Source organism: Microbacterium murale (assembly GCF_014635185.1).
Lineage (GTDB): Bacteria > Actinomycetota > Actinomycetes > Actinomycetales > Microbacteriaceae > Microbacterium > Microbacterium murale.
Window position 1 is genome coordinate 1,042,057 of sequence record NZ_BMCM01000001.1, and the last position, 21,666, is coordinate 1,063,722.

At 66.9% G+C, this 21,666-nt stretch carries 25 protein-coding genes; 6 read left to right on the forward strand and 19 right to left on the reverse strand.

The window, feature by feature from the left end:
* Positions 1-72 precede the first annotated feature (72 nt).
* Entirely contained in the window at positions 73-1,128 is a 1,056-nt protein-coding gene (gene gnd / locus IEV67_RS05050) for a phosphogluconate dehydrogenase (NAD(+)-dependent, decarboxylating) (RefSeq protein WP_188435438.1), read from the forward strand.
* A 170-nt stretch (positions 1,129-1,298) separates the two neighbouring features.
* Here gnd and IEV67_RS05055 read toward each other — a convergent pair whose 3' ends face one another.
* Complete coding sequence (locus IEV67_RS05055; RefSeq protein WP_188435439.1) at positions 1,299-2,162, reverse strand: helix-turn-helix transcriptional regulator; 864 nt, start codon at positions 2,160-2,162, stop codon at positions 1,299-1,301.
* Positions 2,163-2,263: 101 nt separating this feature from the next.
* Between IEV67_RS05055 and IEV67_RS05060 the strand changes: the two genes are divergently transcribed.
* Entirely contained in the window at positions 2,264-3,031 is a 768-nt protein-coding gene (locus tag IEV67_RS05060; protein ID WP_188435440.1) for an SDR family oxidoreductase, read from the forward strand.
* A 57-nt stretch (positions 3,032-3,088) separates the two neighbouring features.
* On the opposite strand, the gene IEV67_RS05065 is transcribed toward IEV67_RS05060, so the two are convergent.
* The 10 genes from IEV67_RS05065 to IEV67_RS05110 all read right to left on the reverse strand — a co-directional run bounded on the left by IEV67_RS05065 (position 3,089) and on the right by IEV67_RS05110 (position 11,875).
* The gene (locus IEV67_RS05065; RefSeq protein ID WP_188435441.1) at positions 3,089-3,259 is read right to left on the reverse strand and encodes a hypothetical protein; all 171 of its coding nucleotides are present in this window, start codon (positions 3,257-3,259) and stop codon (positions 3,089-3,091) included.
* A gap of 88 nt (positions 3,260-3,347) precedes the next feature.
* Entirely contained in the window at positions 3,348-3,701 is a 354-nt protein-coding gene (locus IEV67_RS05070; protein ID WP_188435442.1) for a TraR/DksA family transcriptional regulator, read from the reverse strand.
* Positions 3,702-3,823: 122 nt separating this feature from the next.
* Entirely contained in the window at positions 3,824-4,147 is a 324-nt protein-coding gene (locus IEV67_RS05075; RefSeq protein WP_188435443.1) for a cupin domain-containing protein, read from the reverse strand.
* Between the two features lie 218 nt (positions 4,148-4,365).
* Positions 4,366-6,048, reverse strand: a complete 1,683-nt coding sequence (locus IEV67_RS05080) for a SulP family inorganic anion transporter (protein WP_188435444.1) — start codon at positions 6,046-6,048, stop codon at positions 4,366-4,368.
* On the reverse strand, positions 6,045-6,413 hold the full coding sequence (locus IEV67_RS05085) for an ArsR/SmtB family transcription factor (protein ID WP_188435445.1): 369 nt from the start codon (positions 6,411-6,413) through the stop codon (positions 6,045-6,047). The genes IEV67_RS05080 and IEV67_RS05085 overlap by 4 nt, the downstream gene beginning before the upstream one ends.
* A gap of 22 nt (positions 6,414-6,435) precedes the next feature.
* Positions 6,436-7,161, reverse strand: coding sequence for a DUF2786 domain-containing protein (locus tag IEV67_RS05090; RefSeq protein WP_188435446.1), 726 nt, complete (start codon positions 7,159-7,161; stop codon positions 6,436-6,438).
* Between the two features lie 130 nt (positions 7,162-7,291).
* Positions 7,292-7,441 carry a hypothetical protein gene (locus IEV67_RS05095; RefSeq protein WP_188435447.1) on the reverse strand — a complete coding sequence of 50 codons (150 nt, stop codon included), beginning with the start codon at positions 7,439-7,441 and terminating at the stop codon, positions 7,292-7,294.
* Positions 7,438-9,768 (reverse strand): phosphoribosylformylglycinamidine synthase subunit PurL, encoded by a 2,331-nt coding sequence (purL, locus tag IEV67_RS05100; protein ID WP_188435448.1) that lies wholly within the window; start codon positions 9,766-9,768, stop codon positions 7,438-7,440. The genes IEV67_RS05095 and purL overlap by 4 nt, the downstream gene beginning before the upstream one ends.
* 78 nt (positions 9,769-9,846) lie before the next feature.
* Positions 9,847-11,220 (reverse strand): plasmid pRiA4b ORF-3 family protein, encoded by a 1,374-nt coding sequence (locus IEV67_RS05105; RefSeq protein ID WP_188435449.1) that lies wholly within the window; start codon positions 11,218-11,220, stop codon positions 9,847-9,849.
* A gap of 46 nt (positions 11,221-11,266) precedes the next feature.
* Positions 11,267-11,875, reverse strand: coding sequence for a biotin transporter BioY (locus IEV67_RS05110; protein ID WP_188435450.1), 609 nt, complete (start codon positions 11,873-11,875; stop codon positions 11,267-11,269).
* Positions 11,876-11,966: 91 nt separating this feature from the next.
* Between IEV67_RS05110 and IEV67_RS05115 the strand changes: the two genes are divergently transcribed.
* Positions 11,967-12,569 carry a TetR family transcriptional regulator gene (locus tag IEV67_RS05115; RefSeq protein WP_188435451.1) on the forward strand — a complete coding sequence of 201 codons (603 nt, stop codon included), beginning with the start codon at positions 11,967-11,969 and terminating at the stop codon, positions 12,567-12,569.
* A 3-nt stretch (positions 12,570-12,572) separates the two neighbouring features.
* On the opposite strand, the gene IEV67_RS05120 is transcribed toward IEV67_RS05115, so the two are convergent.
* Both IEV67_RS05120 and IEV67_RS05125 read right to left on the reverse strand, forming a co-directional pair.
* Positions 12,573-13,001, reverse strand: coding sequence for a type II toxin-antitoxin system VapC family toxin (locus IEV67_RS05120; protein ID WP_188435452.1), 429 nt, complete (start codon positions 12,999-13,001; stop codon positions 12,573-12,575).
* Positions 12,998-13,234, reverse strand: a complete 237-nt coding sequence (locus IEV67_RS05125; RefSeq protein WP_188435453.1) for a FitA-like ribbon-helix-helix domain-containing protein — start codon at positions 13,232-13,234, stop codon at positions 12,998-13,000. The genes IEV67_RS05120 and IEV67_RS05125 overlap by 4 nt, the downstream gene beginning before the upstream one ends.
* A 242-nt stretch (positions 13,235-13,476) precedes the next feature.
* Between IEV67_RS05125 and IEV67_RS05130 the strand changes: the two genes are divergently transcribed.
* Together IEV67_RS05130 and IEV67_RS05135 are read left to right on the forward strand one after the other, a co-directional pair.
* Entirely contained in the window at positions 13,477-13,716 is a 240-nt protein-coding gene (locus IEV67_RS05130) for a hypothetical protein (RefSeq protein ID WP_188435454.1), read from the forward strand.
* A gap of 22 nt (positions 13,717-13,738) precedes the next feature.
* Complete coding sequence (locus IEV67_RS05135) at positions 13,739-14,461, forward strand: 3-keto-5-aminohexanoate cleavage protein (protein ID WP_188435455.1); 723 nt, start codon at positions 13,739-13,741, stop codon at positions 14,459-14,461.
* Between the two features lie 14 nt (positions 14,462-14,475).
* Here IEV67_RS05135 and IEV67_RS05140 read toward each other — a convergent pair whose 3' ends face one another.
* Positions 14,476-15,477, reverse strand: a complete 1,002-nt coding sequence (locus tag IEV67_RS05140; RefSeq protein ID WP_188435456.1) for an SDR family NAD(P)-dependent oxidoreductase — start codon at positions 15,475-15,477, stop codon at positions 14,476-14,478.
* Positions 15,478-15,552: 75 nt separating this feature from the next.
* Here IEV67_RS05140 and IEV67_RS05145 point away from each other — a divergent pair, with 75 nt between their 5' ends.
* On the forward strand, positions 15,553-16,122 hold the full coding sequence (locus tag IEV67_RS05145; RefSeq protein WP_229702742.1) for a TetR/AcrR family transcriptional regulator: 570 nt from the start codon (positions 15,553-15,555) through the stop codon (positions 16,120-16,122).
* A 211-nt stretch (positions 16,123-16,333) separates the two neighbouring features.
* On the opposite strand, the gene IEV67_RS05150 is transcribed toward IEV67_RS05145, so the two are convergent.
* From IEV67_RS05150 to IEV67_RS05170, 5 genes are read right to left on the reverse strand one after another with little or no spacing between them, the layout of a single operon-like run.
* Entirely contained in the window at positions 16,334-16,963 is a 630-nt protein-coding gene (locus IEV67_RS05150) for a DAK2 domain-containing protein (protein ID WP_188435457.1), read from the reverse strand.
* Entirely contained in the window at positions 16,960-17,973 is a 1,014-nt protein-coding gene (locus IEV67_RS05155; protein ID WP_188435458.1) for a dihydroxyacetone kinase subunit DhaK, read from the reverse strand. Before IEV67_RS05155 ends, IEV67_RS05150 begins: the two co-directional genes overlap by 4 nt.
* A 25-nt stretch (positions 17,974-17,998) precedes the next feature.
* Positions 17,999-19,090, reverse strand: a complete 1,092-nt coding sequence (locus IEV67_RS05160) for an ABC transporter permease (RefSeq protein ID WP_229702744.1) — start codon at positions 19,088-19,090, stop codon at positions 17,999-18,001.
* The gene (locus IEV67_RS05165) at positions 19,087-20,127 is read right to left on the reverse strand and encodes an ABC transporter permease (RefSeq protein ID WP_229702746.1); all 1,041 of its coding nucleotides are present in this window, start codon (positions 20,125-20,127) and stop codon (positions 19,087-19,089) included. The genes IEV67_RS05160 and IEV67_RS05165 overlap by 4 nt, the downstream gene beginning before the upstream one ends.
* Entirely contained in the window at positions 20,127-21,638 is a 1,512-nt protein-coding gene (locus IEV67_RS05170) for a sugar ABC transporter ATP-binding protein (RefSeq protein ID WP_188435459.1), read from the reverse strand. Before IEV67_RS05170 ends, IEV67_RS05165 begins: the two co-directional genes overlap by 1 nt.
* Positions 21,639-21,666 lie beyond the last annotated feature (28 nt).

Genomic DNA, 21,666 nt, shown 5'->3' on the forward strand with positions numbered 1-21,666 from the left:
TCCCGCCGGACGGCGTGTCAGGATGACCACGACTCGGCTCACGGCGGGCCGGACTGAACGGTGGGAGCGGATATGCAGCTGGCCATGATCGGACTCGGCAGGATGGGCGCGAACATCGTCCGGCGTTTGATGCGCGACGGGCACGACTGCGTCGTCTACGACGTGAACGCCGATGCCGTCGCCGCACTCGTCGCGGAGGGTGCCACCGGCGCCGACAGCATGGCCGACCTCGCGGCGAAGCTGACCCCGACCCGGGTGGTCTGGATGATGGTGCCCGCCTCGCTCACCGGCAAGGTCGCCGAAGAGGTGGCGGCCGTTCTCGACAAGGGCGACATCCTCATCGACGGTGGCAACTCGAACTACCGCGACGATGTGCGCAGGGCCGCGAAACTGCGCGAGAGCGGCATCGAGTACGTCGACATCGGCACCAGCGGCGGTGTCTTCGGACTCGAGCGCGGCTACTGCCTCATGGTCGGCGGCAGCGACAGGGCGTTCGAGCACATCGAGCCCGTGCTGCGCACGATCGCTCCTGGCGTCGGTGAGATCGAACGGACACCCGGGCGTGAGGGTGACCTCACGCCCGAGGAGCAGGGCTACCTGCACTGCGGTCCGTCCGGCGCCGGGCACTTCGTGAAGATGGTGCACAACGGCATCGAATACGGCATCATGGCGTCGATCGCCGAGGGGCTCAACCTGCTCGAGAACGCGGATGCCGGTGTGCGCGAAGCCGAGCACTCGGCCGAGATCGCGCCACTGGAGGAACCCGAGTTCTACCAGTTCCCCATCGAGACAGACAAGGTCGCCGAACTGTGGCGCCGGGGGTCGGTGATCTCGTCGTGGCTGCTCGACCTCACCGCCGCCGCGCTGCACGAGAACCCAGGCCTCGAGGGGCTCGCCGGTCGCGTCTCGGACTCGGGCGAAGGTCGATGGACGGTCAAGGCCGCAGTCGATGTCGGTGTTCCAGTGCCGGTGCTCGCGGCGTCGTTGTTCGAGCGCTTCTCCTCACGCGACGAGGATCAGTTCGCGAACCAGGTGCTCTCGGCGATGCGGCTGCAGTTCGGCGGGCACAAGGAGCTGCCGGCCGGTGACGTGCTTGAGGCGGGCGCCCGCAAGGCCGACGCCGGTTGAGCGGCGCTCGGCGCTGCGCGCCTGTCGCGACACGGATGTCAGTCCAGATCACGGATGCCGGTCGAAAACAGCTGTTTCGCGCCGACATCCGTGATTCGAGCCGACATCTGTAGCCGGTGCTCTGGCGGCGCCGCGGCGCGGCGCGGCCACGGTGAGCGAGTGCGGTGCGGTCACGCCCTCGGCGCCCTCTCGTCCGCCCGGAACCGCTGCGCCCCGAGCACGCCGAGCAGCCGGATCTTCTCCTCATCCTCGCTGCGAGGCGCCGCAGTCAGCACGAGCAGCGCCTGACCGCGGTCCTCCGTGAAGAGCACCTGGCAGTCCACTTCGATCGGCCCGACTTCCGGGTGGAGCAGTGTCTTGTGATCAGCGAAGCGCTGCGCGACCTCGTGCCGTTCCCACAGCGCGCGGAACTCCTCGCTGCGCCGTGACAGCTCGGCTACCAGCATCCCGGCCTGCGAATCAGGGCCCATGGCGCCGTATGCGGCGCGCAATCCGGCGACCTGCGCGCGGCTGTTGCGGGCGTGATCGTCCTCGGGATAGTGGGCCCGTGCCTGTTCCGGCTGGATGAACCAGCGATACGGTTCGTAGCGCTCGAACCCGGCACGGCCGAGGTTGTCGCCGAGCAGTGCTGCGGCCAGCGCGTTCTGCACCAGCGTCTCGCCGAGGGTCGAGATGATCAGGGCAGGCGTGTCGTGCAGCCGGTCGAACACCCGCTGCAGTGCAGGTGCGACGTGATCGGACGGCGTGATGCGATCGGGCACCGCGTGACCCGCGGCGCGGTACAGGTAGTCGCGTTCGTCGGCGGTGAGGCGAAGCGCACGGGCGAGTGAGCTGAGCATCTGCGTGCTGGGCTGCGGTCCTCGTTGCTGCTCGAGCCGTGTGTAGTAGTCGGTCGACATGAGCGCGAGCTGCGCGACCTCTTCGCGGCGCAGGCCCGGCGCGCGCCGGCGCACTCCAGCCGACAGGCCGACGTCGCCGGGCTGCAGCTGCTCCCGGCGTCGGCGGAGGAACACGGCGAGGGCTTCACGATCCATTCCTCCATCATGCGCGCCCGACACTGCGGTTATCCAGGGATCGCTGATCCCCCGACAATTGCTCTCTGCCGCGCGCCGCCGGCTCGATCGAGACTCGAAACATGCGAATCAACGGAAACACCATCTTCATCCCCGGCGCGACCAGCGGCATCGGCCTCGCGCTCGCGCTGCGCCTCCACGACGCAGGCAATCAGGTTGTCATCGGTGGTCGCCGCACCGAGTTGCTCGCGGACATCGCCGCGCAGCATCCGGGAATCGACACCGTCCGGATCGACACGGCAGATGCTGCCTCCATCGCCGCCGCAGCGCACGAGGTGATCGCGCGGCATCCGGATCTCAATGTGCTCGTCACGATGGCGGGCATCATGCGCGCGGAGGACTGGACGACACCCGGCAGTTTCCTCGAGAACGCCGAGGCCACGGTGACGACGAACCTCCTCGGCCCGATCCGGCTGATCTCGGCGTTCGTCGAGCATCTACTCGCGCAGCCGGATGCCACGATCATGACGGTCTCGTCGGGACTGGCGTTCGCGCCGCTGCGGGTGACGCCCACCTACAACGCGACGAAGGCCGCGATCCATCAACTCAGCGAGACGCTGCGGCTGCAGTTCGCAGGCTCGAGCGTGAGCGTGGTCGAACTCGTGCCGCCGTCGGTGCAGACCGAACTCATGCCCGGACATCAGGACGACCCGTTCGCGATGCCGCTCGCTGAGTACATCGACGAGACGATGACGATTCTCGAGACGCAGCCGGACGCTGCCGAGGTGCAGGTCGAGCGCGTGAAGTTCCTGCGTTACGGCGAAGCGCGCGGCGATCAGGCGCAGGTCATCAGGGCGCTGAACGGGTCGGACGCGCTCGCCGCGAACTGAGTTCCCGGGCGCGCGACCACGAGACCGGTTGCCGTGCGCCGGGCTCAGGCACTGGGCTCAGGCGTCGGCATCCGTCTCGTCTGTGTCGTCTTCGTCCTCGTCTGCGACCTGTGCCGGCGGGAGGTCGTCGAGATACGCGCGGTCATCGTTCGGGTCGCCGGTGCCCTTGTCGAGACTGGTCTCGATGGGGTCGTCCATACGGGGTTCGCCGGTGTTCGGATCGCTCATGGGGTGCTCCTGTTCGTCGGTGTCCGCCCAGCGTCGTCCGGCCGATTCGCGGTCACCAGAGGGTTGACAATCGCGATCGTCCGCATGGTCAGCGTCCGAGCTTCTCCGCACATGGCACGCAGAGGGTGGCGAACGGCCGGACACGCAGCCGCGCGATCGGGATGCTGCGACCGCAGTTCGCGCAGACGCCGTAGTCGCCGGCATCCATTCGAGTCAGCGCATCGTCGACCTGCTGCAGCTCGTCGCGGGCCCCGTCGAGCAGCCCGCTCAGCCTCGACCACTCGGCCGACAGCGGCACGCCCTCCGGATCGTGCTCGTCATCATCGCTCTGGCTGCTGCGATCGTGCATGAGCTCGGTGAGCGTGGCGGAGAGGGACTCGGTGCGATCGTGTGCCTCGCGGCGCAGCACCTCCAGCAGGGCGCGCAGCTCGGAGTCCGTCATGGTCTCAGAGTAGTGGTGAGCATCGCGGCACAGATGTAGGTCAGGAATCACGGATGTCGGTCGAAACCCGCTGTTTCGACTGACATCCGTGATTCCCGGCCGACAGGTGTACCGACCCGGTGCTACTCGAGCCACTCCGTGACGAAGCGATCGTTCGCGTGCACGTGCGTGGCCTCGTACGTGCCGCCGTCCAGCACCTCGAACCGGTGCGACACGAGTGCGGGGACGACGAGGATCTGACCTCCGGCACCGACGACCTGCTCGTCGCCGACCGTGAACAGCGCCCGACCCCGGTGGATCACGAACGTCTCCGCGTACGGATGCCGGTGCAGGCGTGGTCCTCTGCCGGCAGTCGTGATGTACTCGCGCATGATGCTCACCGGTGAGCCGAGCAAGTATCCCTCGATGTCTTCGTCGCGTGCGACGTCTACGGGCTGGATGGTCATGGTTCCTCCGTTCACGCCCGAGGGTACGCCCGTCCTGTTGTGCGCGGAACCGTTGTCGGTCGTCACGCTCCCGCACGAGGATCCAGCAATGTCGATCAAGCAGAGCTCTCGGCTGAGCAACCTCGCGCACGTACTGACGTTCGCAGCTCACCGCCGCACGCTCGTGCTGCTGGCGCTGAATGTCCACGGGCACGGCGAGCTCGGCTGGGCGACCCGCGTCACTGGGTCGTGGAGGCCGCGGTGCGACCCGTCTCGCGCGAGATGTGGCTGCGCGCGTGCGTGACGGCGTCGTCCATCGAGGTGAAGAGGTGTCTGTGATGACGCAGCGACGCCAGCACCCCGATCGTGCGGAACAGATCCTCATGCACAGGCTGCACACCCTTGATGAGCACCGTCACGCCGCGTCGCTCCAGGGACTGCACGATGTCCTGCAGGGCGTGCGCCCCACTCGCGTCGACATGCTCGAGTTTTGACATGCGCAGGATGACGACGGTGGCACCGCGCATGCGGGTGATCTCCTCGAACACGCGATCTGCGGACGCGAAGATCAGGGGCCCGTCGATGCGCACGACCGAGATGCGCTCATCGCCGGCCAGCGGCGTTCCCGCGATCTCCTCCCGCTGCACTCCGGTGCCGCGCGAGAGGTTGCGGATCGCGAAGACCCCCGCGAACACGATGCCGATGACGACCGCGATGATCAGGTCGAAGGAGACGGTGACGATCGCGGTCACGATGAAGGCGGCGGCATCCGATCTGGCCGACTTCAGGATCGATCGCATCGTCGCCTTATGCACCATGCGGTACGCGGTCAGCATCAGCACGCCCGCGAGGCCCGCCAGCGGGATCATCCCGACCGGGCCCGACAACACGAGCACGAACAGCAGCAGCACGATGGCGTGGACGATCGACGCGAGGCGCGTGCGGCCGCCAGAGCGCACGTTGACGGCGGTGCGCGCGATGGCCCCGGTTGCGGGCATTCCGCCGAAGAGGCCGGAGCCGATGGAGGCGATGCCCTGACCGACCAGCTCGCGATCGGGGTCGTATGGGCCGGTGTCGGCGAGCGATGAGGCGACTCGCGCCGAGAGCAGCGACTCGATGGCCGCCAGCGCGGCGATCGTGAGGGCGGGGCCGAGCAGGGATGCCGTGCTGCCGAGTGTCAGTGTCGGGAAAGTCGGCATCGGCAGGCCGTCTGGCAGGGCGCCTATGACGGCGAGAGGGCTGTCGATGACGAGGCAGAGGATCGTCACGATGGCGATTCCGGCGAGGGATCCGGTGATGCCGGGGTGCAGGCGCTGCGCGAGGAGCATGCACGCGATGACGATGAGGGCTGCGCCGACCGCCCACGGCACGTACGTCCAGTCGGCGCTGCTGATCGCCTGGATCGCGGCGACGAGTGCGTTGGAGCTGTGGCTCGCAGCATCTGCCTGCCCTCCCACCGTGAGTGACGGGACCTGCTGCAGGAAGATGATGACGGCGATGCCGAGCGTGAACCCCTCGATCACCGGCCAGGGGATGATGCTGACCGCCCGGCCGAGGCGCAGCGCCCCGGCTGCGAGCACGATGACACCCGCCATGATGCTCACCAGTGCGACGGCGCCGACGCCGTGCTGCGCGACGATCGGCAGCAGCACGACGACCATGGCTCCGGTCGGTCCGGAGACCTGCACGTTCGATCCGCCGAAGATCGCCGCGAGCACACCCGCGATGATCGCCGTGATGAGCCCGGCCTCGGCGCTCACGCCGGAGCTGACGCCGAATCCGAGGGCCAGCGGAAGCGCGACGATGCCGACCGTGAGTCCGGCGACGAGGTCGCCCTTCCACGTGCGGCGCAGGTCACGGTAGTCGGGGCGGGAAGGCAGGAGGCCGCGGATGTATGCCGTGGCTCGAGTGGCGGATGTCACGGACGGGCCTGACCGAGTGCCGGCAGCGCGTCGACCTCGTCGATACGCTCTCCGTCGGAGCGCACGATCTCGAGCAGCAGCGCCCTGGCGACCGCGAGCATCTCGGCGGTGCGGCGGTCGGCGAGACGGTAGTAGACGTGGCTGGCACGCCGCTCGGACACGACGAGTCGGTGACGGCGCAGCACGGAAAGGTGCTGCGAGAGATGCGACGCCTCGAGCCCGGTCTCCTCGCCGAGGCGCGCGACGCTCACCTCGTCGGCATCCGAGAGCAGTTCGAGGATGCGAATGCGGAACGGGTGGGCGAGTCCCTTGAAGAGGTTCGCCTTCACTTCGTACAAGGGGCGGTGTGCGTCACTTAGTGGCATGATGAACTCATCATATCGAACGTCAGCGGGATAAGCCCCGCCCGACCGTGACCGCGCTGCCGCCGGTGTTCGCCTCGAGACCCGATCGATGCCCGTGCGAGAAGGCCGAACGATCGGCGCCCTGGCGCGCTCGTCCCCGGCGATGCGGAATCGCGTCGACCACGGCATCCACCTGATCCTGACGATCCGCGAGCACGAGCGCAGTGCCCGAACCTGATTCCTCCACGATCGCGGCACGACTCTCACGCAGGCGCTGGGCGGCACCGATGCCGAACCCGCGGATGAATCCGCTGCGCGCGCGACGCTTCTCGCTCTCGGAGTGCCATCGATACATCTCCCGACGGCTCGCCCACCACGCCCTCATCGCGACCATCACCTGCACCTCGAGGCTGGCCGTAAGGATCTTCGCCTGCTGCACATCGGACGTGAATCCGACGAAGTACAGGATGAATCCGCCGCCCGGCCGCTCCGACTGCATCGGCCTGATCGAGCCGAGCGCGAAGGCGACGTTCCCGCCCAGTTCACGGATGTCTCGCGCGTAGGAGCCGGTGAAGACCATCTGCTCCTGCACGATCTCTTCGCGCTCCTGACCCAGCTTCGCTCGTCGCGCATCGAGCCGCGCCTGCTCGATGCCGTACTTCACCATCAGGCGTTCGGCGTGCTCGGTCAGCGCCTCGGCCTCTTCCGGCGTCGTGCTCTCGGCCTTCGCCAGCAGCTTCGCGATCAGATCCAACTTGGATTCGCTCATCGTGTCCTCTTTCGTCTGCGATGCCACTCAGTCTTCGCAGACGCTCCGACATCGCAGAGCGCGATGGCGTGAAGGGTGGATGCTTCGGTGAAAGGCCGATCCTGTGGAGGAGGAGTCGGGGGGGCGGAACTCAGCCGAAGAGCAGCGACAGCACGGTCGCGCCGCCACCGCCGAGGATGAGCGCGATGATCGTCGTCCAGGCGATGATGCGGATGCGCTTGTTGCGCTTCGCGTTGAGGTCGCCGTAATCGTCGTCGACGTGCCGCTCGACGTCGCTCATACGGGCTCCGAGACGGTGGGGCCGAAGGCCGCGGGCAGGGTCGCCCGCGAACGCTCGCGCAGCTCGGATGCCGAGACCGTGAACAGTCCCGTCACTTCGAGGTCGGAGACCGTGTCGGTCACGCCGATGCGCAGCACCGGGTATCCGCGGCCTTCGCACAGGCCCTGGAACTTCACGTCATCCTCGCGGGGAACGGTCACGATGACGCGGCCCGTCGACTCGGAGAACAGGGCGGATGCCGCATCCACCCCGTCACGATCCATGAGCTCGGTCAACCACACCCGGGCACCGACGCCGAAGCGCATGACGCCCTCCGCGAGAGCCTGGGCGAGCCCGCCCTCAGACACGTCGTGCGCGGAGGAGATCAGCCATTCGTCGCGCGCGGCGCCGATCAGGCCGGCGAGGGTCTTCTCGCCGGCGAGGTCGACCTTCGGGGGCAGTCCGCCGAGGTGGTTGTGCACCGTCTCCGCCCACGCCGAGCCGGACAGCTCGGTCGAGGTGGTGCCGAGCAGGTAGATGTTCTGGCCCTCGTCCTGCCAGGCCGACGGGATGCGGCGCGAGACGTCGTCGATGATGCCGAGCACGCCCACCAGCGGGGTGGGGTGGATCGGGGTGTCGCCGGTCTGGTTGTAGAACGAGACGTTGCCTCCCGTGACCGGGGTGCCCAGCTCGTAGCATCCGTCGGCCAGGCCGTCGACCGTCTGGCCGAACTGCCACATGACCTCGGGGTTCTCGGGGGATCCGAAGTTCAGGCAGTCGGTGATCGCGGTCGGGGTCGCGCCGGTGACGGCGACGTTGCGGTACGCCTCGGCGAGGGCGAGCTGTGCGCCCGCATACGGGTCGAGCTGGCAGTAGCGGCCGTTGGCGTCGGTGGAGATCGCGAAGCCGAGGCCGGATTCCTCGTCGACGCGGATCATGCCCGCGTCATCCGGGAACGAGAGTGCGGTGTTGCCGAGCACGTAGTAGTCGTACTGGTTGGTGATCCAGCTGGTGTCCGCGAGGTTCGGGGATGCGACGAGCAGCAGGAACTGCTCGCGCAGCACGTCGGCGTCGTCGGTGCGGGGCAGGAGCTCAGCAGCATCCGCCTGCAGCGCGTCGATCCACGTCGGGTAGGCGACCGGACGGTCGTAGACGGGGCCGTCGACCGCGACCGTCGACGGGTCGACGTCGACGATGCGCTCGCCCTGCCAGTCGATGACGAGGCGGCCGTCACCGGTGACCTCGCCGAGCACGGAGGTCTCGACCTCCCACTTGTTCACGACTTCGAGGAACGCCTCCAACTTGGAAGGAGCGACGATGGCCATCATGCGCTCCTGCGACTCCGACATGAGGATCTCCTCAGCGGTCAGCGAGGGGTCGCGCAGCAGCACGTTGTCGAGCGAGACGTGCATGCCGCTGTTGCCGTTGGCTGCCAGCTCACTGGTCGCGCACGAGATGCCGGCGGCGCCGAGGTCTTGGATCGCCTCGACGAGCTCGCCCTTGTAGAGCTCGAGGCAGCACTCGATGAGCACCTTCTCGGCGAAGGGGTCGCCGACCTGCACGGCGGGGCGCTTGGTCGGGCCACCGTCGTCGAAGGAGTCGGACGCCAGGATGCTGGCGCCGCCGATCCCGTCGCCGCCGGTGCGGGCGCCGAAGAGAACGACCTTGTTGCCGACGCCCTCGGCGTTCGCGAGCTTGAGGTCTTCGTGACGGAGCACGCCGACCGCGAGGGCGTTCACGAGCGGGTTGGCCTGGTAGACGGAGTCGAAGACCGTCTCGCCGCCGATGTTGGGCAGACCGAGGCAGTTGCCGTAGAAGCTGATGCCGGCGGTGACGCCGTGAACGACGCGCGCGGTGTCGGGGTGGTCGATCGCGCCGAAGCGGAGCGCATCCATGACGGCGACCGGGCGAGCGCCCATTGAGATGATGTCGCGGACGATGCCGCCGACGCCGGTGGCCGCGCCCTGGAACGGCTCGATGAAGGAGGGGTGGTTGTGGCTCTCGGCCTTGAAGGTGACGGCCCAGCCCTCACCGACGTCGACGACGCCCGCGTTCTGGCCCATGCCGACCATGAGGCGTTCCTTCATCTCGTCGGAGACCTTCGCGCCGAAACGCTTGAGGTAGTTCTTCGACGACTTGTAGGAGCAGTGCTCCGACCACATGACCGAGTACATCGCCAGCTCGCCGGAGGTAGGGCGACGGCCCAGGATCTCGCGGATGCGGGCGTACTCGTCTGGCTTGAGTCCCAGCGCCGCGTACGGCTGTTCCTTCTCGGGAGTCGCTTCGGCGTTGCTCACGGAGTCGGGGACGTGCTGACGAGTGGATGCTTCGGGGGTGGGGGTGGTCACGCGCACTCCAAGATCAGGGCCGGCGGGGCGTGGTCAAGTCTACCGGCGGTTCACATGCGTGAATCTGTGCGCAACCGGCTAACGCAGCGCCTCGCGTGCGAACGGCCTCAACAGCGGGCTCTCCTCGTCGAATCGAGGCAGGCGTGGTGCGTCCCCGAGCTGATTCAGCACCCGTTGCGTCCAGAAGGTCGCGTGGCCGATGTCCTGCTTGGTGAACCGCCATCCGGTCGATGACTGCCATCCGCACACCTCCAGGCCGAAGGCGACGGAGCGCCACCGGTCTTCGCGCGGTCTGCCGTCGGCTATCGCGAGGAGCAGCAGAACCGCGGCATCCGTCTCGGCATCGCTGAGCTTTCGATACAGGCCCTCGGCGATCAGTCGCAACTGTGCTGGGGCATCGCCGAGCGCCTTCTTCGCCGCCGCGCTCAGCAGCAGGCGGCCCTTCTGCACACGCACGAGCCCGATGCGCTGCGCTGTCTCGCGCAGCACGGCGATCGGAGGAGTGACGTCTTCGCGGTTACCCTTGCCGATCCAGTCGGTGATCCAGCCGAGTTCGGTCATGCCGGCGAGCACTGTGGACTGCGGCATCCACCCTGCGGAGGTCAGGTCGAGGCCATCGGCGCCGACCGCGTCCATCAGCCATGCGAACGGGCGAATGATGCGCGCCGCGGTCTCGGGGTCGATGCCACCCGGCCCGAGGATGTTGGTGAACTGCAGATGCTGACGCAACTCTGAGCGGATCGGCGGCGGCAGTACGGAGGCGAACTCGGCGATCGGCGACCCCTCGTGCACATCGCCCGTGAGCCGGTGCTCCACGACCTTGACGAGGCCAGACATGTCATTCGGCGATATACCGGATGCGCCGGGATTGAACATCAGATTCAGCTCGGACTGCACGCCGATGAGGTCGAACATCCCCGGCCCACGCGGTGCCCATGGCCCGACCGTGGTGTCGATCCAGTCGACGATCGACTCGTGCTCCGGATGCTGCGGGTCGGCCGCGATCGCGGTCTTCTCGGCGTAACCGCCCACGCCGCCGGAGTCTTCGAACGGTCCGCGGTTCGCGCCGTCGAGCAGCACGACCGTGGTGAGGTGGGGTTCGGACGGCACCTGTTCGACGATGTCCAGGCGGTGGACCCATCCGTCACCGAAGTCGTATTCGTACCAGAGCGGTCCGCCATCCCGCAGCACGTCGTCGACCGTGAAGTCATCTTCGGAGAGCGTGCCCTCTTCGCTCTCGATGTCGAGAGCTTCCCATCGCCGTGACGGATGCTGAGCGCGAGCGTGCGGGTCAGCGTCTGTGAACGCGTGCAGGTGCGACTCGCGCCATCCCATGATCGTCTGCAGCGCGAGGTGCAGCATCCGAAGGCGGGCGCTCCCTTCGATCTCGAACGTGCGCCAGATCTCGGGTTCGCTGCCGACAAGGGTCATGTGCAACCGGTGGCGGGTCATGGGTCGAGCGTAGAGCGGGGTGGGGACACGCGCCGCAGAACTGCGATCAGCTGCGCTCGCCCGCCCGGTCCACGATGCGCCAGGTCGCCGGCAGCAGCCCCGCCATCGCGACGATCTTCACGGCATCGCCGATGAGGAACGGCAGCACGCCGAGAGCGAAGGCTGCGGCGAGGTCGATGCCCGCGAACGCGGCGAGCCACGGCACGCCGAACGCGTAGATCGTGAGCGATCCGACGGCGGCGAGCCCAAGCGTCGACCACACAGAGCGGTCGGAGCGGCGGCGGGCGAGTGCGCCGACGATCAGCGCAGCGACGACGTAGCCGACGATGTAACCGAACGATGAGAATGCCCAGCCGGATGCACCGTGGGCGAACAGCGGCACTCCGACGAGGCCGAGCACGAGGTACAGCCCGGCGCTCGCCGACCCCCGGAGCGGCCCGAGCGCCGCGCCGGTCAGGAGCACGGCGAAGGTCGCGAGCGAGATCGGTACAGGCGTGAACGGCAGCGGGATCGTGATGTACCCGGCGACCGTGATGAACGCCGTGCCGATGATCGTGAGGACGACATCGCGCACTCGCGCGCCCTGCCGAGAGTTGACGCCGATGAGATCGGCCAGCACGGGGAAAGTGCGGCGGGTGGCTGCTGCGGTGGACATCGGTCTCCTTGGGGTCTTACTGAACGGTGCTCTCCTGAACAGTGCTCACTAGAACAGTGTTCACCTGAACGGTGTTCTGTAGAGTAGCAGGATGAACGCCGTTCCTGCATCCGCCCGAAACGACCGAACCGGCGTCGTCGACGCGGCGATGCGCGTGCTGGGCGAGAACGGCCTGCCGGGGCTGTCGATGCGGCGGATCGCCGACGTGCTCGATGTGCAGGTCAGTGCGCTGTACTGGCACTTCCCGAACAAGCAGACCCTGCTCGCCGCCGTGAGTGAGCGGATCGTCGCGCTGAACAACAAGACTCCGGATGCTGCGCCCGACCTCGCCGCCATCGCGACGACGCTGCGCGAGAGGTTGCTCGCCCACCGCGACGGCGCCGAGCTGGTGTCGAGCTCACTGGCGCTCGGACTGCTCGAACTGCCGAGCCGAGCGCAGCTGGAGAAGGCCGCGCTCGCCGCAGGACTGGATGCGACGTCCGCGGGCATCGCGGCGGACACCATCGTGCACTACGTGATCGGCTTCACGTTCTACGAGCAGCAGCGCGTTCACGCCGCTGTGGTCGGGGCTGTGGATGCTTCGGCCGATCTCACACCCGTGCAGGTCGGGGACCGGGTCGACGCCTTCGATGCCGGGCTGAAGATGGTGGTCGCCGGTGTGCGGTCAGCCGCCGGTGCGCATAGAAGTCGTTGACCTTCAACGGCGACTGGCCGTGTCCCACGGGCTGACGAGATCAATGCCCGTGCCGACGAAGTCGGTGAGGTTGCGCGTGGCAAGCGTTCCGCCGGACACCGCGGCGATGGCCGCGATCTGCGCATCGGCGATGCTGATGGGCGTTCCAGCGGCGGTGCGTGCCGCGATGACGGCTCCGTACTCGAGAGCTACGGCCGTGGTGAACGAGAGGATGCGCTCCTCGAAGCCGTCCAGCGCGAGTTGGAATGCTTCTGCAAGGCGATCCCGGCGAGCGCCCGTCGGGAGCAGTGCGATTCCGGCCGCGATCTCGCCGACGGTGATCGTCGTGGTCCAGATCTCTCCACGCGGAATCTCATCGAGCCAGGCGACGACGTCCGGATTCGGCTCCGCGCGCATCAGCTCGGAGATCACGTTCGTGTCGAGGATGATCACGTCAGATCGACGGGCTCGGAGAACTCGGTGCGTGCGGGAATCTCAGGAGCACCGGCACCAGCGAAGGTTGTCGTAAGGAAGCTGCCGAAGCCGCGGTCGTTCTCGGTGCCCTTCGCCGCGGCAGTCAGAATGGAGCGAACCTCGGCCTCCATCGATCGGCCCTCTCGTGCCGCGCGCAGCTTGAGCGCACGCACGATACGTTCGTCGAGCCCGCGCACTGTGATCGTCGACATGGTGTCTCCTGACGGCATTGCTGTCATTGCTGTCACAAGTTTACCTCCAGACGGGTCGTCGGGCGACTGTATCGAGTCACGTCACCGCGCTGGATGACCTGTGGATAACGCGACCCGGATCTGATTGAGCGCTGCGCTGGATAGATCGTCGCCATAGCAGCATCCGCTGCGCACGCAAGGGGGTTATCGGTCCACCTGGGCCGTCGTAAGAAGGAGTGTGGAACAAGACGTAAGGAGACGCCATGGCTGCAGGTGACATCGAGACGTTCCGCCGGGATGGGTTGTGGTTCAACCGCATCGAGGGCGAATCGCGCACCCTCGGACCCGGGTTCGAGAAGGAGAAGGAGGCGATCGTCGCGGGGCGGGAAGCCGCCGTCGCCAGGCAGGTCGATCACAATCTGAAGTTCTCCGAGGGCCCGACGGATGACATCGCGGCCTACGGCACGAACCCCCGCGACGTCACCCCAAATGGAATCGGCTGACCCGGCCGATCACGCGCCGGGCATGCTGCTCAAAGCGTGCGTCAACGGTGCCAGGGATGTGTCCGAGCATCCACGACTCAGTGCCGACGCGCGAGCGGTCGCGGCAGACGCCGCGGCCGCCGTTGCGGAGGGAGCGGGAGCGATCCACGTGCACCCCAAGGGCGGCGCCGGTCGCGACAGCCTCGCGGCCGGCGATGTTGCGCGGTGGCTCAGCGCGATGCGCGATGCGTGTCCTGGCGTGCCGATCGGCGCGACGACGGGGGCGTGGGCCGCGCCCGAGGTGAGGAGTCGGCTCGCCGCCATCGCCGAGTGGACGCACCTGCCGGACTTCGCCTCAGTGAACTGGCATGAGGATGGCGCCGACGAGGTCGCCGCGCTGTTGCTGAGCCGAGGTGTGGAGGTTGAGGCAGGCGTCTGGAACGCGGAGGGTGCGGAGCTCTGGGCGCGCTCGCCTCATCGCACCGAGTGCCTGCGAGTGCTGATCGAACTGCCCGACATCCCGTCCGACGACGTGCGCGACGTGGCTGACGATCTGATCGGGCGAGTCACGACGGCGGAGAGAACAGTGCCGGTGCTCCTTCATGGCGAACAGCGCTCGACCTGGGCGGCGTTCGACCTTGCGGCCGAGCGCCGCCTGGATACCCGGATCGGGCTGGAGGACTGCCTCTCTCTGCCCGACGGCCGCATCGCGCCGGACAACGCGGCGTTGGTCAGGGCCGCGATCGAGAGGATCGCGGCCCGGTGACCTTCCACGCGCCCTTACTGCACCGACCAACCGCCGTCGCTCGCGACGATCGCACCGTTGATGTTGACGGCGTCGTCCGACAGCAGGAATGTGATCGACGCGGCAAGCTGCTCGGCCGTCGCGACGGTCGGGATGGCCTGCTGGAACGGCGCAAGACGCGCGGACCCGGCCTCCGACATGTTCGGAGGCATCGGGATGCCGGTGGCCACGCCGCCCGGAGCGACCGAGTTCACGCGAATGCCCTTCGGCCCGTACATGAACGCCGCCGACTTCGTGACGCCGATGATGCCGTGTTTGCTCGCCGTATAGGCATTGCCCGACGCGTTGCCGCGCAGACCCGCCTCGCTCGAGACGTTGAGGATCGCGCCGCCACCCGCAGCCTCCATCAAGGGCAGCACGGCGCGCATGAGCTTGAACGGTGCAGTGAGGTTGATCGCGATGACGCGGTCCCACACGGCATCCGGAGTCTCGCCGGCCGGCGAGAAGTCGTCGTTGATGCCGGCGACGTTCGCGAGGCCGTCGATCCTGTCTCCGGCGGCCGCGACCACGGCGTCGATGGACTCCTGCTTGGTGAGGTCGCCTGCGACCGTGACGATGTCGGCATCCGTGATTTCCGCCTTGAAGGCATCGAGCTTGTCGGCCGCGATGTCGACCGCGACGACGCGTCCGCCTTCGCGGGCGATGCGCGATGCCGTCGCCTTGCCGATTCCGGATGCTGCGCCGGTGACGATGATCGTCTTGCCGGCGAAGCGGCCAGAGGTGGTCTTCTCGACCCAGCCGGCGGGAGCGTCGTCGGTGGGGATCTCACCGTTGTTGGCCGCACGGACGAGGTCGTCGACGACCGACTGGGCCATCGCGCCCTGGCTGAGGACGACCATCTGCTGCAGCGGCAGTCCGAGAACGGGCGTGAGGGAGTCGGCGTCGGCGCCGGCCTGGGCGAGCATGCCGCGGACGAGCTCGCCGCCGATCGGATCATTCAGCCATTCGCCGATGGTGGAGTGTGCGGTCAGTGCCATGATTCTCCCTTTCAATCGAGTTTCGCAACGGTGCGTCTACTTACCTGTAATCGTACTCCTCGATACTCTGAAACGGTGCCGAGACCTCGCAGTGAGAAAGCACGCCAGGCGGTGCTGGCGGCGATGCGTCGTGCCATCTCGGCCGAGGGCTACGCCGCCGTCACGATCGAGGGTCTCGCCGCGGAGGCCGAAGTCTCGAAGCAGACGATCTACCGGTGGTGGCCGTCGAAGGCCGCGATCCTCGGCGAAGCGCTGCTCGAGGGCTCGATCCCCGGTGGGGACATCCGGCTGCCTGTGACCGACGACCTCGAGGCAGACCTTCGGGCTTGGTTCTCGGCGGCGTCGGTGGGGCTGGGAGAACCGGAGTCGGTCGCGCTCGCGCGTGCGCTGATCGCCGTGACGGCGACCGATCCCGATCTCGGCGCGGCTCTCAACGAGCGCTTCGCGAGCCCCATCGTCGAGTGGGTGGTCGCGCGGATCGCGGTGGCGAAGGATGCCGGAGACGTGCGAGCGGATGCTGACGCAGAAGCCATCGCGGATCAATTCGTCGCCACGGCGTCGTACGCCGCGCTGCAGGGGCGGCCGCTGACCGCGGAGCGCGTTCGTGTCACGGTCGATCTGCTGCTGCGAGGCATCGCGGCGTAGTCGGACTGCGGGAATCGGCGGTGCGACCGCCGCGCTTCGCTGAAGGGCTGCACGGCGTGACCGATGCCTGCGGCATGATCTTCTTCCGCCCGACACGGTCGCCGAAAAGACCGAGCACGATCGTCCCTACACAGACGCGCGATATACGCCACTCCGGACGAGGCCAGCGAGAGCGACAATCCTCGCCGAGCAGTGTGACCTGCGACGTGGTTCAGTCTTCAGGCCGGGGTTCGGCGGAATTGGCGATCTTCCAGGACTGCAGGAAGCGTAGGAACGCCGTAGCACCGGGATCTTGAAGCCCGATGCTGCGCTCCTGCAGCCACGACGCCCTGCCTCGCCGGGACTGCAGCGCCTTCGACGTATCGACGCCGCGCTGGGCCGCCTCGATCGCGGCATCCAGGCGGCCGTCCTCGGTTTCCTGGAGCGCTTCCGCAGCCGGGAACATCGCGTCGAGGATCGTCTTCTCCCCCACCTGAGACTTTCCTCGCTGACTGATCGACTCGGCCGCGGCAAGAGCGAAGCGATTCACGTCCTCCTGCTCGATTGACGTCGCGTCTCCCCACGTGCGCGACCCGGCCAGCAGAGCTCCCGCGACGAGCGCCGCCATCGTCGACGGATTCGCGTTGGCGAACGCCTTCGCACATGCGAGCACCACCTCGGTCGGTGTCGCGCTCTCGGGCAGTTGTTCCAGCGCGTCGTCGACCGCCTTGGCGCCCAGCGACACGGTGATCCCCAGATCGCCGTCACCCAGCGCCTGATCGAGTTCACCGAGCTCGTCGGCATAGCCGATGAACGTTTCGAGGGTTCCGCGGACAGCCTGGTTGAGTTCGTTGCCGTTCATGCGTTGTTCGGGGTCTCCATGAAGAAGGGCGAGCGCGCGGGTGCATCTAGGAGCGCGAGTCGATCGTCGTTGAGGACGAGAAGAGAGATGGAAGCGCCGGCCATCTCTAGGCTTGTCGCGTACTCGCCGACGTAGTTCTTCGCTATCGAAACACCAGCATCGCTCAGGATGCCGTGCACACGGCGATACAGGACATACAGCTCTTCCAGCGGCGTGGCGCCGAGACCGTTGACGAGAACGGCTACACGGTCGCCGTTCGTCACTCCGAGGTCCTTCACGAGCCGCTCGGTGAGGTGCTCGGCGATCTCATTCGCGGACTCCAACTCCCCTCGCCGGATGCCGGGCTCGCCGTGGATGCCGATGCCGATCTCCATCTCGTTCTCGGCGAGTTCGAAACTGGGCTTGCCTGTTGTGGGGAGGATGGTCGGCGCGAGCCCCACCCCCATCGTCGCCGTGTGCTCGATGATGTCCTCCGCGATCGTGGCGACCTGCTCCAATGAATCGCCGCGCTCAGCCGCTGCCCCCGCGGCCTTGTAGGCGAAGAAGATCCCGGCCACGCCGCGACGATCTGCGGCGCGCTCCTTCGGCTGGCTCGCGACGTCGTCACGGCCGAGCACCGTTTTGGTCGGGATGCCCTCCAGCTCGGCCATGTCTGTCGAAAGATCGAAATTGAAGACGTCACCGCCGTAGTTGCCGTACAGGTAGAGCACCCCAGCGCCCCCGCTGACCGCTTTCGTCGCCTCCAGAATCTGCGCCGACGACGGCGAGGAGAAGACATTCCCGATTGCGACGCCGTCGCACAGCCCGTGACCGACGTACCCCTTGAACAGGGGGAGATGACCTGACCCGCCGCCGGTGACGATGCCGACCTTTCCTTCCACCGGGGCATCGGCGCGCACGAGCACCCGGGGGTCGTCGCCCGGCGTCTTCACCAGTGTGGGGTGAGCCAGCAGGATGCCTTCGACGAACTCCTGGACGAAGTCCTGTGGGTCGTTGATGATCTTCTTCACGATTGCACCTTTCTCTGTGCGTAGGTCACGGGGCCGGGGCGTGTTCGGCTGCGGGGTCGGGAACGCGTGCTCCTCGTCGACGCCGTCGCCAGGAGAACTGATCGACGATCATCACGACGATGAGGATGATGCCCTGAGCGATCGCGTATTCATACGAAGAGAGGCGAAGTGCCGTGAATCCGCTCGAGACGATCTGCAGGGTGAGGGTGGCGAGCACGACGCCGGCGACCGACGCGAAGCCGCCGGTGGGATTCGTCCCTCCCAGCACGGCGATGACGATGACGAGGAGCACGTAGGACGCGCCATAGTCCGCGGATGCCGTCGGGTTGCGTGAGAGGAAGAGCACCCCCGCGAGTCCGGCGAGAGCGCCCCCGAGGATGTAAGTGCTCATCAGCACACGTCGACTGCGGATGCCGGAGTACTTGGCGGCTACGGGGTTGGCACCCTCCAGCTGGATCTTGCGTCCCAGCGGCGTTCTGTTCACGATGACGGCGATCAGTACGGCGATGAGTACGAAGACGAGGAACAGGGCCGGGACGGGACCGAGCGCGACACGACCGAAATCGGTGAATGCCGAGGGAGCGCCGTACAGCGTCGATCCTCCGGTCCAGACGATCGCGATCCCGTTGAGGATCTGCATCGTGCCGAGCGTTGCAAGGATCGGAGTGATCCCCACGACTGTGATGAGTACGGCGTTGAGCAGTCCGCACAGTACGCCGACCAGCACGCCGACCAGGACGAGCGGGACGCCGAGCGCTTCTGCGAGCTGTGGGTCCTGTGCGGCCACCGCGGTGAACAACGTCGAGATGGTGATGGCGGAGAGGTTGGCGATCGCGACGAGCGAGAGATCGATGCCGCCGGTGAGCATCGCGAGCATCATGGCGATCGCGATGACGCCGATCTCGGGAGCTGCGACCATGATGTTCTGAAGATTGATCGGGTTGAGGAAGACCCGCGGATTGAGGAACGCGAAGATTGCGAAGGCGATGACGAGCGCCCCGATCATCCTGCCGGTGCCCCGGTTCGCACTCGCCCGATCGATGACATCTCGCGTCCACGATCCGACGCGATCGTTCATGCTCCGCACCGGGTTCTGTTCTGGCGTCGAGGTGCTCATGCTGCACCCCCGTTCGTGGACGCGAGATTCGGGTCGTCCACCGTGTGCACGCGTTTCGCCCGACGGCGCGCGGTCACGGCCTGGATGCCGACTCCGAGAATGAGCAGGATCCCGACGGCGGCGCGCAGCCACGCGCTCGGCACACCGGCGAGGAGCAGGCTGTTGTTGATGACCTGGACGAGAAGGACCCCGAGTGCGGCGCCGATCACGGAACCTCGGCCACCGAAGATGGAGGCCCCGCCGAGAACGACGGCTGCGATGATGTCGAGTTCATCGCCCACCAGATCCTGCGGGTTGGCGCTGCGACTCATGATCATGTGCGCGACCCCGGCGAGAGCGCCTAGAACGCCGACGATCACGTACACGGTGATCTGCGTGGGTACGACGCGGAACCCCGCTCTCCGCGCGGCCTCATAGTCGCCACCTATCGCATAGAGCGACCGGCCGAACATCGAATAGCGCAGCATCCACCAGACGATCAGCGTCAATACGAGCGCGAGCAGCACCATGACGTGCAGATACGCGCGACCCCGATCGGTCGCGAAGTCGATGACATTCACTCCTGCCAGCGCGGCCATCGACGGGGGCAGATCGGCGTAATAACGGGAACCGACGTACGTGAACATCGCGCCGATGAACAGTCCCTGCGTGCCCAGTGTGACGATGAGGGTGGGCAGACGGAATCTCGCGATCACGACTCCGTTGATCAGCCCGAGCACGGCACCGATTCCGACGGCGGTGGCGAAGATCGCCAACACTCCGGGATCCGTCCCCGAGCCGAGGAAGAAGCTGACCGCAGTGTAGGAGGAGAAGATCGCCACTGCGGCGAAGGACACGTCGATCCCGCCCGTGATTATGACGATGAGCACAGCAAGCGCGAAGATCATCGGCACCGTCGCACTGCGAAGGATGGAGAAGGCGGTGTTCGCGGAGAAGAACGCCGGGCTCAGTATCGACATCATGATGACGATGACGAGCAGGACGAGCGCGAGGATCCCCTCGTTGTTCGCACCGCGGAGCCGGAGGAGGATCTGCATCAGGCCGCCATCCTCTCCTGGATCGTCTCGACAGTGATGTCACCGTCGGTCAGTTCGTGCGAGAGGTGCCCCTTGCCGACCACGAGGACGCGATGGCAGCACGAGACGAGTTCCGTCGCGTCATCCGAGATGACGATCACCGCCATACCCTCTGCGGCTTCAGCGCGCAGCAGGTCCAGGATCTGAGACTTCGATCCGACGTCGACGCCGACCGTCGGACCGTTGAGGATCAGGATCTTCGGATGCGTCGCGAGCCATTTCGCCAGCACGACCCGCTGTGCGTTGCCGCCGGACAACGAACGCACAGGTGCAGCCGAGGTGGGAGCGTTGATCCGCAGCCCGGAGAACAGTCGGTCGATCGTGGCGGTGATACGCCGCCGGTCAAGAGTGCGCCATGGAGTGCGACAAGAGTCGAGGGAGCTGGCGACGATGTTGTCGGCGATGGGCTTCTCAAGGAAGAGCCCCTGCGTCAGGCGGTCTTCAGGGACATAGCCGATGCCGGCGGTGATCGCATCCGCGATGGTTCGAATGAGCACCTGCACGCCGTCGACGTGGATCGTGCCCTCCTCCGCTGGCCGTACGCCGAAGATCGCCTCGGCGATCTCCGTGCGGCCGGACCCGAGGAGCCCCGTGATGCCGAGGATCTCGCCTGATCGGACAGTGAATGAGATGTCCTGGAACGCGCCGGTGAGCGTGAGCCCATCGACCTGGAGACGCGTACGGCCCTCTCCGGGGAGTTCACTGACAGCGCGAGACTCATCGAGTTCGCGGCCCGTCATCGTCTCCGCGATCGAAGACCTCGTGAAGTCCGACGTCGCTCCGGTCGCGATGACACGTCCCGAACGCATGATGGTAAGGCGGTCCGAGATCGTCAGCACCTCGTCGAGTTTGTGGGAGACGAACACGAGTGACACCCCTCGCGCACTCAGTTTTTCTACGACGGCGAACAGCCTGGCGACCTCTGTGTGGGTGAGGGCGGTCGTGGGCTCGTCCATGATGATGATGCGCGCTTCATTGACCAGAGCGCGGCAGATGGCGGTGAGCTGGCGGTCCGCGACGGAGAGCTCCCCCAGCTCGTCGTCCAGATCGAGGTCCAGCCCGAGTTCGTCGATGATCGCCCTGGCGCGGGGCCGGGATGCCCTGGCACGGTATATCTTCTGCCGTGCTGCGACAGCCGAGGTGAGCACGATGTTCTCCCCGACCGAAAGATTGGGGAAGAGGGAGAAGTCCTGGTAGATCACCTGGATGCCCGTTGTGATCGCCGACGTCGTGTTCATCTTCGCGTGCGAGACGCCGTCGACGATGATCTCTCCGCGGTCGGGGCGCTCCGCACCGGCGATCACTTTGATCAGGGTCGACTTGCCGCACCCGTTCTCTCCGGCGATGCAGTGCACCTCACCCGGGAGGAGATCGATGGAGACGCCGTCGAGCGCAAGCACTCCGCCGAATCTCTTCGAGATGTCACGCACGGAGAGGACGGGCCGTGCGTCGAGTTCTTGAGAGCTGCTCATCGATGTCTTTCTGACGACGACCTCGGGG

Bases quoted from the DNA above. Each gene is read 5' to 3' on its own strand.
- gnd (WP_188435438.1), top strand. From the start codon at position 73: ATGCAGCTGGCCATGATCGGACTCGGCAGGATGGGCGCGAACATCGTC.
- IEV67_RS05055 (WP_188435439.1), bottom strand. From the start codon at position 2,162: ATGGATCGTGAAGCCCTCGCCGTGTTCCTCCGCCGACGCCGGGAGCAG.
- IEV67_RS05060 (WP_188435440.1), top strand. From the start codon at position 2,264: ATGCGAATCAACGGAAACACCATCTTCATCCCCGGCGCGACCAGCGGC.
- IEV67_RS05065 (WP_188435441.1), bottom strand. From the start codon at position 3,259: ATGAGCGATCCGAACACCGGCGAACCCCGTATGGACGACCCCATCGAG.
- IEV67_RS05070 (WP_188435442.1), bottom strand. From the start codon at position 3,701: ATGACGGACTCCGAGCTGCGCGCCCTGCTGGAGGTGCTGCGCCGCGAG.
- IEV67_RS05075 (WP_188435443.1), bottom strand. From the start codon at position 4,147: ATGACCATCCAGCCCGTAGACGTCGCACGCGACGAAGACATCGAGGGA.
- IEV67_RS05085 (WP_188435445.1), bottom strand. From the start codon at position 6,413: ATGCCACTAAGTGACGCACACCGCCCCTTGTACGAAGTGAAGGCGAAC.
- IEV67_RS05090 (WP_188435446.1), bottom strand. From the start codon at position 7,161: ATGAGCGAATCCAAGTTGGATCTGATCGCGAAGCTGCTGGCGAAGGCC.
- IEV67_RS05095 (WP_188435447.1), bottom strand. From the start codon at position 7,441: ATGAGCGACGTCGAGCGGCACGTCGACGACGATTACGGCGACCTCAAC.
- IEV67_RS05105 (WP_188435449.1), bottom strand. From the start codon at position 11,220: ATGACCCGCCACCGGTTGCACATGACCCTTGTCGGCAGCGAACCCGAG.
- IEV67_RS05110 (WP_188435450.1), bottom strand. From the start codon at position 11,875: ATGTCCACCGCAGCAGCCACCCGCCGCACTTTCCCCGTGCTGGCCGAT.
- IEV67_RS05115 (WP_188435451.1), top strand. From the start codon at position 11,967: ATGAACGCCGTTCCTGCATCCGCCCGAAACGACCGAACCGGCGTCGTC.
- IEV67_RS05125 (WP_188435453.1), bottom strand. From the start codon at position 13,234: ATGTCGACGATCACAGTGCGCGGGCTCGACGAACGTATCGTGCGTGCG.
- IEV67_RS05130 (WP_188435454.1), top strand. From the start codon at position 13,477: ATGGCTGCAGGTGACATCGAGACGTTCCGCCGGGATGGGTTGTGGTTC.
- IEV67_RS05135 (WP_188435455.1), top strand. From the start codon at position 13,739: ATGCTGCTCAAAGCGTGCGTCAACGGTGCCAGGGATGTGTCCGAGCAT.
- IEV67_RS05140 (WP_188435456.1), bottom strand. From the start codon at position 15,477: ATGGCACTGACCGCACACTCCACCATCGGCGAATGGCTGAATGATCCG.
- IEV67_RS05150 (WP_188435457.1), bottom strand. From the start codon at position 16,963: ATGAACGGCAACGAACTCAACCAGGCTGTCCGCGGAACCCTCGAAACG.
- IEV67_RS05160 (WP_229702744.1), bottom strand. From the start codon at position 19,090: ATGAGCACCTCGACGCCAGAACAGAACCCGGTGCGGAGCATGAACGAT.
- IEV67_RS05165 (WP_229702746.1), bottom strand. From the start codon at position 20,127: ATGCAGATCCTCCTCCGGCTCCGCGGTGCGAACAACGAGGGGATCCTC.
- IEV67_RS05170 (WP_188435459.1), bottom strand. From the start codon at position 21,638: ATGAGCAGCTCTCAAGAACTCGACGCACGGCCCGTCCTCTCCGTGCGT.